The 12,240-nt window shown below is 34.6% G+C and carries 13 protein-coding genes; 11 read left to right on the plus strand and 2 right to left on the minus strand.

All coding sequences use genetic code 11. From position 1 onward, the window contains the following. Window positions 1-18 precede the first annotated feature (18 nt). On the minus strand, window positions 19-1,131 hold the full coding sequence (locus ABD963_RS09085; RefSeq protein ID WP_345276634.1) for a DUF2891 domain-containing protein: 1,113 nt from the start codon (window positions 1,129-1,131) through the stop codon (window positions 19-21). 150 nt (window positions 1,132-1,281) lie between these two features. Here ABD963_RS09085 and ABD963_RS09090 point away from each other — a divergent pair, with 150 nt between their 5' ends. Both ABD963_RS09090 and ABD963_RS09095 read left to right on the plus strand, forming a co-directional pair. After that, window positions 1,282-2,604 carry an ATP-dependent 6-phosphofructokinase gene (locus ABD963_RS09090; protein ID WP_345276635.1) on the plus strand — a complete coding sequence of 441 codons (1,323 nt, stop codon included), beginning with the start codon at window positions 1,282-1,284 and terminating at the stop codon, window positions 2,602-2,604. Between the two features lie 209 nt (window positions 2,605-2,813). After that, window positions 2,814-3,887, plus strand: coding sequence for a hypothetical protein (locus ABD963_RS09095; protein WP_345276636.1), 1,074 nt, complete (start codon window positions 2,814-2,816; stop codon window positions 3,885-3,887). A 123-nt stretch (window positions 3,888-4,010) separates the two neighbouring features. Here ABD963_RS09095 and ABD963_RS09100 read toward each other — a convergent pair whose 3' ends face one another. Continuing rightward, window positions 4,011-5,546 carry a YifB family Mg chelatase-like AAA ATPase gene (locus tag ABD963_RS09100; protein WP_345276637.1) on the minus strand — a complete coding sequence of 512 codons (1,536 nt, stop codon included), beginning with the start codon at window positions 5,544-5,546 and terminating at the stop codon, window positions 4,011-4,013. A gap of 98 nt (window positions 5,547-5,644) precedes the next feature. On the opposite strand from ABD963_RS09100, the gene ABD963_RS09105 reads away from it, so the two are divergent. The 9 genes from ABD963_RS09105 to moaA are packed head-to-tail and all read left to right on the plus strand — an operon-like array spanning window position 5,645 to window position 12,164. Then, a complete protein-coding gene (locus tag ABD963_RS09105) occupies window positions 5,645-6,823 on the plus strand; it encodes a molybdopterin molybdotransferase MoeA (protein ID WP_345276638.1) in 1,179 nt (392 codons plus the stop codon). Between the two features lie 2 nt (window positions 6,824-6,825). Beyond that, on the plus strand, window positions 6,826-7,164 hold the full coding sequence (locus ABD963_RS09110) for a winged helix-turn-helix domain-containing protein (protein ID WP_345276639.1): 339 nt from the start codon (window positions 6,826-6,828) through the stop codon (window positions 7,162-7,164). Continuing rightward, window positions 7,164-7,904, plus strand: coding sequence for a sulfite exporter TauE/SafE family protein (locus ABD963_RS09115; protein ID WP_345276640.1), 741 nt, complete (start codon window positions 7,164-7,166; stop codon window positions 7,902-7,904). The genes ABD963_RS09110 and ABD963_RS09115 overlap by 1 nt, the downstream gene beginning before the upstream one ends. After that, window positions 7,905-8,489, plus strand: a complete 585-nt coding sequence (gene mobA / locus ABD963_RS09120; protein WP_345276641.1) for a molybdenum cofactor guanylyltransferase — start codon at window positions 7,905-7,907, stop codon at window positions 8,487-8,489. It begins immediately after the preceding gene. Beyond that, window positions 8,473-8,709, plus strand: coding sequence for a MoaD/ThiS family protein (locus ABD963_RS09125; RefSeq protein ID WP_345276642.1), 237 nt, complete (start codon window positions 8,473-8,475; stop codon window positions 8,707-8,709). Before mobA ends, ABD963_RS09125 begins: the two co-directional genes overlap by 17 nt. Window positions 8,710-8,713: 4 nt before the next feature. Beyond that, complete coding sequence (gene moeB / locus ABD963_RS09130; RefSeq protein ID WP_345276643.1) at window positions 8,714-9,799, plus strand: molybdopterin-synthase adenylyltransferase MoeB; 1,086 nt, start codon at window positions 8,714-8,716, stop codon at window positions 9,797-9,799. Next, a complete protein-coding gene (locus ABD963_RS09135; RefSeq protein WP_345276644.1) occupies window positions 9,799-10,242 on the plus strand; it encodes a molybdenum cofactor biosynthesis protein MoaE in 444 nt (147 codons plus the stop codon). Before moeB ends, ABD963_RS09135 begins: the two co-directional genes overlap by 1 nt. A gap of 3 nt (window positions 10,243-10,245) precedes the next feature. Continuing rightward, window positions 10,246-11,157: a bifunctional molybdenum cofactor biosynthesis protein MoaC/MoaB gene (gene moaCB / locus ABD963_RS09140; RefSeq protein WP_345276645.1), complete on the plus strand. Its 912-nt coding sequence runs from the start codon at window positions 10,246-10,248 to the stop codon at window positions 11,155-11,157. Then, window positions 11,157-12,164, plus strand: a complete 1,008-nt coding sequence (moaA, locus tag ABD963_RS09145) for a GTP 3',8-cyclase MoaA (protein ID WP_345276646.1) — start codon at window positions 11,157-11,159, stop codon at window positions 12,162-12,164. Before moaCB ends, moaA begins: the two co-directional genes overlap by 1 nt. Window positions 12,165-12,240 lie beyond the last annotated feature (76 nt).

The raw sequence follows: 12,240 nt of genomic DNA on the forward strand, positions 1-12,240 counted from the left end.
TTTTAACAATAGCTTAACTTATTGCTCAACTGAATTAAGCGCATAAATGGCAAAACTTCCTAACCAATGGCCACCTTCATAACTATCGCCAAATATACTTGGCAATGAATAATTGATATGTTTATTAGCCACATTATATAAATGATTGTATTCTGGTAATCCTTCAGCTATTTTAGCTAAACTCCAAGCGCGAGAAAAATTAACGCCATCCAAATGCACCAATTGTCCGTCCGTTCTATCCGAAACTAACCCAACCTCCAAAGTATATTTTTCGTCTTTTAATTGCGGTAAAAAAGTATTTAACCAAGTTTTAAATTCTTCAACAGGCAATAACCGCTTCATTAAAGCCGCTTCTTCCAGGCATGGTGATAAAAAATCACTACCACTAGGCTCCCAAGTTATGGGGCAGTTTTGATCATTTGAGAAAAAATACATTGAACGTTCTTTAATGGCTTTTTTAAGGTCTTCATTATTAACCGTTGTCGCATAATCATAAGCAAAACTTAGCCCAAACGCCGTATTTGGATGCGTTCCTACACGTTGTGGATAGTTTAATTTAGGCAAAAACTCGATGTATTTTCCAACAATCAAGTCGGTTAAAGGTTGTAAATTGTTCTCTAGCTCTCGCGCTACCGGTGCATCCCAGGTATGCAATTCATCGGCGAGTTTTAACAACCATGCCCAACCGTAAGTTCGCTCAAAAGATTTGTTGTGTTCGGTGTAAAAATATTGCACTTCAGTTTCAATGTTTTCTTTCGATATATTGTTAAGTAAACGTTGTTTAATGCCCTCGGCATCATCTATATCTGGGAATTGTTTTAACAAACTCACCAAACTCCAATGTCCGTGAACCGATGAATGCCAATCGAAACAGCCATAAAATGCTGGATGCAATACATTGGGAGCTAATAAATCATTATCCCCACCCAAGGTTTGAGATAAACGATTTGGATACTCAATATTTAAACAATGTAAAGGTAATTGTGCTAATTTATTGGCCTGCTCTAAATTAAGAAGCGGCTTTGGTGCCATTTCAACTTTTGGAATTTCTGTACTGTCTTTTTTTTCTTCTTTGGATGTGTTGCAGTTAAAGACCATAAGTACCAAAAATATTATGATGTGTTTTTTCATTTTATAAATTTAGGATTATATATTATAAAGAAACGGAATTTTATATAAACTACCTATTGGTGTTATAAAATGTTTAATTATCAATCATACACTATCAAAATTCTTTATTTTATGCTACTTTTATATCTCTTTTAATAACTAAAAGTCTGCATGGAAAACTATAATAATTTCAGAATATTTAACTTAGGTGAGCCTACTAAAATATCACCCATACACTTAAGCAAAACTAAAGGTGACAATATTTTTAATTTTATTGATGATAAGGACCGGATTTTAGCCGATATACAGTTGAACAATTTTACTTCTTCATTGGAGAACGGCATACTTCCTGATTCCTATGAGCGTGCAGGACCACGTGAAAACGTGTTTTTTGAGGGTAAGAACACAACGGCTGCTATTGTGACTTGTGGCGGACTTTGCCCTGGCATCAATAATGTGATTCGCAGTTTGGTTATGAACCTCCATTACTTTTACAAGGTTAAAAGAGTTATTGGAATTCCCTATGGATATGAAGGATTGAATCCGGAATGTGGTCACGATTTCATAGAGCTCACACCAGAAAAAGTGAAAAATATCCATGAGTTTGGAGGCACCATATTAGGCTCGTCAAGAGGTGGACAAGATGTATCTGTCATGGTTGATACGCTTGTGGCCAACAACATAGATATCTTATTTACCATTGGTGGTGATGGAACCTTAAAAGGGGCTAATGCCATAGGTACTGAAATCATAAACAGAGGTTTAAAAATTGTAGTAGCTGGAATTCCCAAAACCATTGATAATGATATTGATATTATAGACAAATCGTTTGGTTTTGAAACGTCTTTTGATGTGGCTTGCCCTATTGTAAGAGACGCCCATAATGAAGCCAATGGCGCATACAACGGAATGGCCATTGTAAAATTAATGGGAAGAGACAGTGGTTTTATTGCAGCCTCAACCGCACTTTCCATGCCTGTGGTAAACTTTGTTTTGGTGCCAGAAATGGATTTTGAACTGGAGGGAGCGAACGGATTTCTTGAAAATCTTAAGAAACGATTGCTATCAAAAAAACATGCCGTCATTGTGGTGGCAGAGGGTGCTGGTCAGCATTTATTCAATGCCGAAAGCAACGAAGTGGACGCCTCTGGAAACATTCAGCATAAGGATATTGGGTTATTGCTCCAGCAAAAAATTAAAGCCTATTTTGATAGCATCAACATGAAAACTACCATAAAATACATTGACCCAAGTTATATCATTCGAAGTGCACCTGCCAATGCCAATGACAGTCTGTATTGCAACCACTTAGCATATCATGCTGTGCACGGTGCCATGGCGGGAAAAACAAATTTTGTGGTGGGAAGCGTCAATAATACCTTTGTTTACTTACCTATTACCGATGTTACCAAAAAACGCAAAAAAATTGATATGGAAGGTGGGTTTTGGTTTGGGACATTACAAAGCACCGGACAACCTTTTTCGATGAAGTAGAAGATCCCTAACTATTTGGAAACGCATCCTTAATTTAAACTTTTGCTAATTTTATTCATTTTTTTTAAAACACTTAATTTTAATGAGGTTAAGTAAGTGTTTTCTAGGTTAAAAACCTGTTTAAAATGTTTATAACTATAACTGTCATCTATGACTACTTAATTTTATCTTTGGATGGTAGTGTACTGCAAAATTGAAAATAATATTAAATGGATAATTTTCAAAAAATAATAAGGCAACTTAGGAAATCATCATTAGACGATATCGCTAAAAAATGTGGGATTGAAACAGGGAAGCTCCCTAAAAATAAAATTGCTGAAAAAATAGATAAATTCATTGAAAAAAATCACGTTAAAAAATCTTTTTACAGCACTAGTATTTTTCAAATTGGTTATCCCATATTACTTTTATTTATAGGTTTTATTATTGGTAGTATTGCAGATATCTCTAACTCTAATTTAAAAAATACAATTGACAAAAACGATTCTATATCTCTCAAAAAAATACAAGCACTTTCCCAACCGCTACCAATTGAGTTAAAAATGAAATTTTTGAAGATAAACATTGAGAAAAAAGGTTTTATTGATTTTATCCCTGAAATCAATGAATTATATAAAACAGCTCAAGTTGTTAATTCATTTTCCGATGATATTAATAATCCTGGAGCTAGTGAATTCACATTTCAATTTATGAGTAAATGGTATAGTGAAAAATACTATAGCAAAGAATTTCGAGATTTTTTTGATAACTTGAGTATTTACATAGGTATAACGGTTGGGGATAATTTATTAGATGAACAGACTGAAAAACAAAAACCTTACTTATACTGGAAATATAATACCAAACTTGATTTAACAAATCCAGAATCTCAGCATACTGTTAATTATCGAATCGATTACAATAATAACAATAGTGAAAGTTTAATACTAAGTATCCCTCAAGAAGATAGTGAATTCTTAATAAAATCGGATATTAATTTTGACAATAGTATTAGTTCTGCTCTGGAATTATGTGGAAAAAAGGTAAGCATATATATAACGCTTATTGGAAATCGTAAAACATTATTAACATCACCCGTACTAACTTTCGAAAATTTTACAATTGAAGACAATTTACATAGGCAATATGACATTGAGTTCGTTAAAGTTTCCGATTATTACGGAAAAGAAAGTATTTCTAAATTACAGGAAAATGCCTTAAAAACCTATGGAAGAACGCTGAATATTGATGTAAAAAACCATCAAATTTATCTGGAAGGTATTTTTACTTGTAAAAGTTTTTAGATTGTTTGTGTAATTGCGATAATCAATCTTGTCTTCCCCCAACTATCGCTAAGCTCCGCTTAGTGGCATCAACGTATAGCCTATAAACCATTCAAAATAGATTCCTTCCTTCGGAGGAATTTTTTACCCCAACCATCCCTCTCTATCCAAACTCCTATATTGTATGGCTTCACTAATATGCGAACCATTTACGGCTTCGACACCTTCCAAATCGGCAATGGTTCTGGCAACTTTTAAAATTCTATCATAAGCACGAGCTGATAAATTTAAGCGTTCCATCGCAGTTTTTAAAAGTTGTTTGGAAGCTTCATCCAATACACAATATTTACGTATTTGTTTGGTACTCATTTGCGCATTGTAATGCACCGTTTCACTTTCGGCAAAACGTTTAGTTTGCAGCGCTCGGGCTTTGGTAACACGCTTTCTAATTTCCACCGAGGTTTCCCCTTTTCTATCTTCCGAGAGCTTTTCAAAAGGTACGGGCGTCACTTCTATATGAATATCAATTCTGTCTAATAAGGGACCAGAAATTTTACTTAAATAGCGTTGCATTTCGGCAGGACTGGAAGTTACAGGCGCATCAGGGTCGTTAAAATACCCACCCGGACTCGGGTTCATACTCGCCACCAACATAAACGAAGATGGATATGTTACCGTAAACTTCGCGCGTGAAATAGTCACTTCCCTATCTTCCAAAGGTTGTCGCAACACTTCCAAAACGCCCCGTTTAAATTCGGGTAACTCATCTAAAAACAGTACGCCATTATGCGATAGGGAAATTTCACCCGGTTGCGGAAAGGCGCCACCACCAACCAATGCCACATCTGAAATCGTGTGATGCGGACTACGAAACGGTCGTTGTGCCATCAACCCTGTATCTTTCACCCTACCAACTACTGAATGGATTTTAGTGGTTTCCAAAGCCTCATGGAGCGTCATGGGTGGTAAAATACTAGGTAAACGTTTTGCTAACATGGTTTTTCCTGCGCCCGGTGGCCCAATTAAAATAATGTTATGACCACCGGCTGCCGCAATTTCCATGCAGCGTTTGATTCCTTCTTGTCCCTTCACATCGCTAAAATCATGCTCAGGAAAATCGAGGTTTTTATAAAATTCCTCTCGGGTGTTGATGATGGTTTGCTCTAGGAGTTCGCCTTTATCGAAATAATTGATAACCTGCTTAATGTTATCAACACCGTAAACTTCCAAATCATCCACAATAGCAGCTTCTTTAGCATTTTGGGAAGGCAGGATAAAACCTTTAAAACCTTCGGCTCGGGCTTTAACCGCAATGGGTAATGCGCCTTTTATGGGTTGCAAACTACCATCCAGTGAGAGTTCGCCCATAATGATGTATTTTTCCAAATCAGGTGCTTCAATTTGTTTGGATGCTGCCAAAATGCCGATAGCTAAAGTAAGATCATAAGCACTACCCTCCTTACGTAAATCGGCAGGTGCCATGTTAATCGTAATCTTTTTCCCGGGTATTTTGTAGCCGTTGTTTTGAAGTGCCGCTGCTATGCGGTAATTACTTTCTTTGATGGCATTATCTGGCAATCCCACCAAATGATAGCCAATACCAGAATCTACATTTACTTCAACTGTAATGGTCGTGGCCTCCACACCAAAAACAGCGCTTCCAAAAACTTTTTTAAGCATGCTTTTTCTTTACTGCTTAAATGTAAGAAATGTAATTTAAATTCAAGATTTATGAGATTTATTTTCGTTATATTTGGTTAGACATAACGCATTCGAAGATGATTTCTATAGATCAAGCTAAATTATTGGTTAAAAATCATGTAAAACCACTTCTAAAAGAAACTATTAAACCTGTTGAAAAAGCTGGTGGCTATTATTTGTTTGAAGATATATATTCACCTATTAATATGCCTCCTTTTAGGCAATCGGCTATGGATGGTTATGCATTGCATTTACATGATAATTTAACTTATAAACTTATTGGAGAAGTTAAAGCTGGTGATAATTTTAAACCGACTTTACAACCAGGAGAAGCTGTTAGAATTTTTACAGGGGCTCCTGTGCCAGATTCGGCCAATGCGATTATGATGCAGGAAAAAGTAAAAGTTGATGCCACTAAAATAAGTATTGAAGAACAGTTAGACGAAGGTCACAATATTCGCCCTATTGGAGAACAAGTTAAAAAAGGCGATATCGCTTTAAAAAAAGACACGAAGTTAACGCCTGCTTCCATAGGGTATTTATTATCATTGGGTATTAGGGATGTGAAGGTGTTTAAAAAACCGACTATCGCTATTGTAACCACGGGCAATGAATTGATAGAACCTGGTCAAGATTTAACACACGGAAAAATATACGAAAGCAACTCTAAAATGCTCTTGAGTGCCCTTTACAGTTTGAAGTTTTATGATGTAACTATCCATAAAGTTGAGGATGATTACCAAGAAACTGTAAAAACCTTAAAATCAGTCGTATCAAATAATGATTTGGTAATTATAACTGGTGGTATTTCAGTTGGAGATTATGATTTTGTAGGGAAAGCTTTAAATGAATTGCAAGTGGATGAAGTGTTTTATAAAGTAAAACAAAAACCCGGAAAACCTTTATTCTTCGGAAAAAAAGAAGACACGAGCATATTTGCTTTACCTGGAAATCCTGCAGCAGCATTAACCTGCTTTTATGTTTATGTATATATAGCACTTCAAAAAATGATGGGTATTGATGATATTGAACTACCCTGTGTTCAAGCCAAATCCATATCAAATTTTTATAAAAATGGCGATCGGCCACAATTTTTAAAAGCCATTTTTGATAATGGCCATGTAGAGATTTTAGAAGGTCAAAATTCATCAATGTTACAAACGTTTGCGATATCAAATGCTTTGGTTTTTAGTCCTGAAGAACAAAATCATTTCCATTTTGGAGATTTTGTAGAAACCATATTATTACCTGTTTAATCATGAGTTATAAAATTAGAAGTCGCATTTGGATAGAATCTGATAACCATGTTCTTTTAGGAAAAGGTAGAGTGCAATTATTGAAAGCTATTGAAGAAATGGGCTCACTGTCAAAAGCTGCAAAATCACTTGATATTTCATATAAAAAAGCATGGCATTTGATAGATTCGGTTAATAAATCGGCAAAAGAACCCGTAACCTTGAACACTACAGGTGGAAAAGGTGGTGGTGGCACAGAATTGACTGATTATGGCAAATGCTTAATCAAAGCTTTCGATGAAATTGATAAAAACTGTTACGAATTTTTAGATAAACAATTGGAAAAATTTAACACTTTATAATGCTACAAACCGAAAACATATACCTTTTTCTGTTAGCACTACCCGTTGTGTCGTTTTTGTATTCTAGTGTTGGGCATGGTGGTGCCAGTGGCTATTTAGCGCTTATGGCGTTGTTTTCGTTTTCGCCGGAAACCATGAAACCAACTGCCTTACTATTAAACTTATTCGTAGCTGGTATTTCGTTTTATTACTATTACAAAGCAGGTTATTTTAATAAAAAATTGTTCTTGTATTTTGCCCTAGCATCCATTCCTTTGGCTTTTTTGGGAGGTACCATCGAGATTGATGCCTCTATTTATAAAAAAATATTGGCCATACTTTTAGTATTTGCAATTTTAAAAATGCTAAATGTATTTGGTAAAGAAAGTGATTCCATTAAACAGGTAAAATTGTGGCAAGGACTTATGGTTGGAGGTATTATTGGTTTGTTTTCAGGACTTATTGGGATTGGTGGTGGCATTATTTTAACACCCGTAATTTTACTTTTACACTGGGGCAATATGAAGGAAGCCGCTGCAGTTTCGGCATTATTCATTTGGGTTAATTCTGCCGCAGGTCTTATTGGTCAGTTAAGTAGTGGCGTTTTACTTGAAAAAGAATCCTTTTTATTAGTGGCCATTGCCTTAATAGGTGGTGTATTAGGTGGATATTTTGGTAGTAAAAAAATAAACTATCAAAATTTAAGATATATACTGGCTTTTGTGTTGGTAATCGCATCAGTTAAACTATTTTTCACGTAAATGATTGATAAAACAAACATAACAGGCATTATTTTAGCAGGTGGAAAAAGCTCCCGTATGGGTACTGATAAAGGATTTTTACTGTGGAACGACGAACCTTTTATCAAACACGTAATAGATGCGTTAAAGCCTTTAGTTGAAGAAATTATCATTGTTTCAAGTAATCCTGCATATGATATGTTTGGATTCATAAGAATTGAAGATAAAATTAAAAATGCTGGGCCGCTAGCTGGAGTATATTCAGGTTTAAACGCCTCTAAAACCGAATATAATGTAATTTTAAGTTGTGATATTCCTTTGATTAACTCTGAAGTTTTAAACATTTTAATTCATAATGTAAATGATAACTCTGAAATTATTCAAGTTGAGAGTAACGGCAAAAAAATGCCCTTAATTGCTATCTACAAAACAGCTTGCAAGGACTTGTTTTTTAATCTATTGAGAAAAGGAGAAAAGCGTTTACAATTTGCTGTTAATCAATTTAAAGCTAAAACCATTACATTAGATAAGGAACTTGACTTTTTTACAAAAAACATAAATACACAACAGGATTTAAAAGCTATTGAACATGCTTGTAACGATTAAATATTTCGGACAATTAACTGAGATCACTCATTTGAATGAGGAAACCATTGAGGTTTCGGAAAATCAAACCATTTCAGAACTATTAGATACATTATATAGAAAATACAACACCCTTAAAACTAAAGATTTTAAAGTGGCCCAAAACCAAGAATTAGTTGATGAAAACACTAAATTAACTGGTTCCGAAATAGCTTTATTACCACCATTTTCGGGAGGATAAATTTATGGATAGATACAACAGACATATTATTTTATCAGAAATTGGCGAAGAAGGTCAAAACAAACTTTCCAAAGCCAAAGTTTTGGTTGTTGGTGCTGGCGGCTTGGGTTGCCCTGTTTTGCAATACCTTACTGCTGCTGGTATTGGAACGATTGGCATCATTGATTTTGATGTGGTTGAAAAGTCTAATTTACAACGTCAAATACTCTTTGGAAAGTCATCTTTAGGAAAAAATAAAGCTTTAGTAGCAAAACAGCATTTGGAAGATTTGAATGATGACATTTCAATTGTGGCGTATTCTGAAAAATTGACTTATCAAAATGCGTTATCACTTTTCGAACTTTATGACATCGTCGTTGATGGTTCAGATAATTTTGAAACCCGCTATTTGGTAAATGATGCCTGTATAATAACCAAAAAACCGGTTGTTTACGGTGCCATTTACAAATTTGAGGGTCAAGTTTCTGTTTTTAATTATGAAAACGGACCAAGTTATCGATGCTTATTTCCTGAAACGCCCAAGGATACTGTCCCTAACTGTTCAGAAATTGGCGTTTTTGGGGTATTACCTGGTATTATTGGGAGCATGCAAGCGAATGAAGTTTTGAAAATGGTAATAGGTATAGGAGATGTGCTTTCAGGTAAATTACTTTTATATAATGCATTGAGCACAAAATCAACCATTTTAAAAATCCATAAGTTGGAACCTATTTTTGATTTGGTTTTAAAAGAAAAAGATAATTTTCATAGAAAACAACTAAATAACGACTGTGAAATTCAAGCTATTGAAGTTTCAATCAAAGACATGTCGTTAAGCGAAAACATTCAGTTTATTGATGTTAGGGAAGCACACGAACAGCCTAAAATTGATGACTTTTCCATAACACAGATACCTTTAAATGATTTAAAAAAACAGCTAGAAAATATTCATCCAGAGAAACAAAAACTAATTTTTTGCCAATCAGGAATTCGAAGCAAAAAAGCGGTATCCATTTTAAATGCACTCAATGTCACAAATTGTTACAGCGTCAAAGAAAGTGCATCAGAAATTATAAAATATTTAGGAGAACTAAAGAAAATATCAACATAATGTCAGATAAAAAAGTAAAAAATGTGTTTATAGAAGGCCCTATATCCTCAGAATTTATAGGCAATTCTATATACAAACATCAAACACAAACTAGCATTGGCGCCCATAATATTTTTTTAGGTCAAGTTAGAGCCGATGATATTGATGACAAATCCATTTCGGCTATTGAATACACCGCTTATGAAGCTATGGCTAATCAAAAATTCCACGAGATTAGAGAAGCTACTTTTGATAAATTCGAACTCACATGCATGCATATTTACCATAGTTTAGGTAAGGTTAAAGCAGGCGAAATATGTTTGTTTGTATTTGTATCATCACCCAGACGCAAAGTGGTTTTTGAAGCCTTGGAATATGTAGTTGAAGAAATTAAGGCAAATGTTCCTGTTTTTGGTAAAGAGATATTTGAAGACGACACCCATCAATGGAAAATAAATAGTTAAACCATGGTTGACATAACGACAAAAAACACCACCCTAAGAACCGCGATTGCTCAAGCTGTTGTTAAAGTTAGTAGAATAGAAACAATACAGGCTATTGTTAACGACTCGGTACCGAAAGGCAATGTATTTGCCATGAGTAAAGCAGCAGGTTTATTGGGTGTTAAACGCACTCCCGATATTCTACCAGATTGCCACCCATTACCAATTGAGTTCACAGGGGTGGAATATGAAATCGATGGTCTTGAAATTACCGTTTTATTTACAGTAAAAACTATTTATAAAACAGGAGTTGAAGTTGAAGCGATGCATGGTGCCAGTGTGGTAGCTCTTAACATGTACGACATGTTAAAACCCATAGATAAAGGCATTGAAATTCATCACATTAAATTATTGAATAAAAAAGGTGGAAAATCAGATTATAAAAACCGATTTAGAAAAGATTTAACCGCAACTGTAATCGTTTGTAGTGATACCATCTCAGCGGGTGATAAGGAAGATAAGGCTGGAAAAGCCATTATTGAAAAGCTAGAATCTTGTGATGTAAAAATTGCTGATTATATTATTATTCCAGATGAAAAAGACATCATTCAAGAAAAGGTAAAAAGCTATCAAAAACAAGGTGTTGATTTAATTATTTATACCGGTGGCACAGGTTTATCAAATAGAGATGTCACTCCAGAGGCTTTGATTCCGCTTTTAGACAGAAGAATTCCAGGAATAGAAGAAACTATAAGAAACTACGGTCAAGAACGTATGCCCTATGCTATGCTCTCAAGAAGTGTAGCAGGAACTATAAAAAACACTTTGGTATTGGCTTTACCCGGATCAACCAATGGAGCCAAAGAATCGATGGATGCCATTTTTCCATCGGTTTTACATGTTTTCGGAATTTTAAAAGGCGCTAGACACGATTAATGAAAGAAGACAAAAACATATTACAAGATTCATTTGGTAGAAACCATGCCTATTTGCGTATTTCTTTAATTGAAAGATGCAACTTGCGCTGTACGTATTGCATGCCCGAAGAAGGTGTAAAACTATCGCCTAAAAGTCACTTAATGACTTACGAAGAAATTTACGACATCGCAAAAACCTTTGTAAAACATGGGGTTACAAAAATTAGACTTACTGGTGGCGAACCTTTAATTAGAAAAGACATTCCCATTATTTTAGAAAAATTAGCAACACTACCAGTGGAGTTATCTATTACGTCTAATGCCGTGATCATTGATAAGTTTATTGATGTTTTGAAGGCTAACGGAGTCAATAAAATCAATGTGAGTTTAGATTCTTTAAATGAAGTTAAATTTCAGCATATCACGAGACGACACGAGTTCAAAAAAGTTTATAATAACATATTACTACTTGTTAATGAAGGTTTTAAAGTAAAGGTAAATGCTGTTTTAATGAAAGGGTTTAACGATAATGAAATTATCGATTTTATAAACCTAACCAAAGATTTACCCATTTCGGTTAGGTTTATAGAGTTTATGCCTTTTGATGGAAATAAATGGGATATGAGTAAAATGGTATCTTATGCAGAAGTTATGGAATACGTGCAAACATCATTTTCAAAAGAACAAATTGAACGTTTAAAAGATGCGCCAAATGATACCTCGAAAAACTACAAAATAAAAGGTTACAAAGGAAGTTTTGCTATTATTAGTTCGGTTACTAATCCTTTTTGCGATTCGTGTAATAGATTGCGTTTAACAGCCAATGGCCAATTAAAAAACTGTTTGTTTTCTGCAACAGAATCAGACTTACTAACTACTTTACGTGAGGGAAAATCTATAGAACCCATTATACAGAAAGCCGTTGGAGCCAAGTTAAAAATTCGTGGTGGCATGGATACGCTCGAAAAACTGCAAGAGCCCAAATTGCACAACAATAACCGTAGTATGATAACCATTGGAGGATAGAAAATAAATTTTATATTTTCAACAATTAAACTAAAGGAATCCGTTGCTCAAGCGGTAAATTCAACATGTTATTATA

Origin of the sequence: Litoribaculum gwangyangense (assembly GCF_039543505.1) — a bacterium.
GTDB classification, from domain to species: domain Bacteria; phylum Bacteroidota; class Bacteroidia; order Flavobacteriales; family Flavobacteriaceae; genus Litoribaculum; species Litoribaculum gwangyangense.

What these genes read in the sequence shown, in the direction of transcription:
- ABD963_RS09085 (WP_345276634.1), bottom strand. Translation starts at nt 1,131, where the DNA reads ATGAAAAAACACATCATAATATTTTTGGTACTTATGGTCTTTAACTGC.
- ABD963_RS09090 (WP_345276635.1), top strand. Translation starts at nt 1,282, where the DNA reads ATGGAAAACTATAATAATTTCAGAATATTTAACTTAGGTGAGCCTACT.
- moaCB (WP_345276645.1), top strand. Translation starts at nt 10,246, where the DNA reads ATGGTTGACATAACGACAAAAAACACCACCCTAAGAACCGCGATTGCT.
- ABD963_RS09135 (WP_345276644.1), top strand. Translation starts at nt 9,799, where the DNA reads ATGTCAGATAAAAAAGTAAAAAATGTGTTTATAGAAGGCCCTATATCC.
- ABD963_RS09095 (WP_345276636.1), top strand. Translation starts at nt 2,814, where the DNA reads ATGGATAATTTTCAAAAAATAATAAGGCAACTTAGGAAATCATCATTA.
- moeB (WP_345276643.1), top strand. Translation starts at nt 8,714, where the DNA reads ATGGATAGATACAACAGACATATTATTTTATCAGAAATTGGCGAAGAA.
- ABD963_RS09100 (WP_345276637.1), bottom strand. Translation starts at nt 5,546, where the DNA reads ATGCTTAAAAAAGTTTTTGGAAGCGCTGTTTTTGGTGTGGAGGCCACG.
- mobA (WP_345276641.1), top strand. Translation starts at nt 7,905, where the DNA reads ATGATTGATAAAACAAACATAACAGGCATTATTTTAGCAGGTGGAAAA.
- ABD963_RS09125 (WP_345276642.1), top strand. Translation starts at nt 8,473, where the DNA reads ATGCTTGTAACGATTAAATATTTCGGACAATTAACTGAGATCACTCAT.
- ABD963_RS09105 (WP_345276638.1), top strand. Translation starts at nt 5,645, where the DNA reads ATGATTTCTATAGATCAAGCTAAATTATTGGTTAAAAATCATGTAAAA.
- moaA (WP_345276646.1), top strand. Translation starts at nt 11,157, where the DNA reads ATGAAAGAAGACAAAAACATATTACAAGATTCATTTGGTAGAAACCAT.
- ABD963_RS09115 (WP_345276640.1), top strand. Translation starts at nt 7,164, where the DNA reads ATGCTACAAACCGAAAACATATACCTTTTTCTGTTAGCACTACCCGTT.
- ABD963_RS09110 (WP_345276639.1), top strand. Translation starts at nt 6,826, where the DNA reads ATGAGTTATAAAATTAGAAGTCGCATTTGGATAGAATCTGATAACCAT.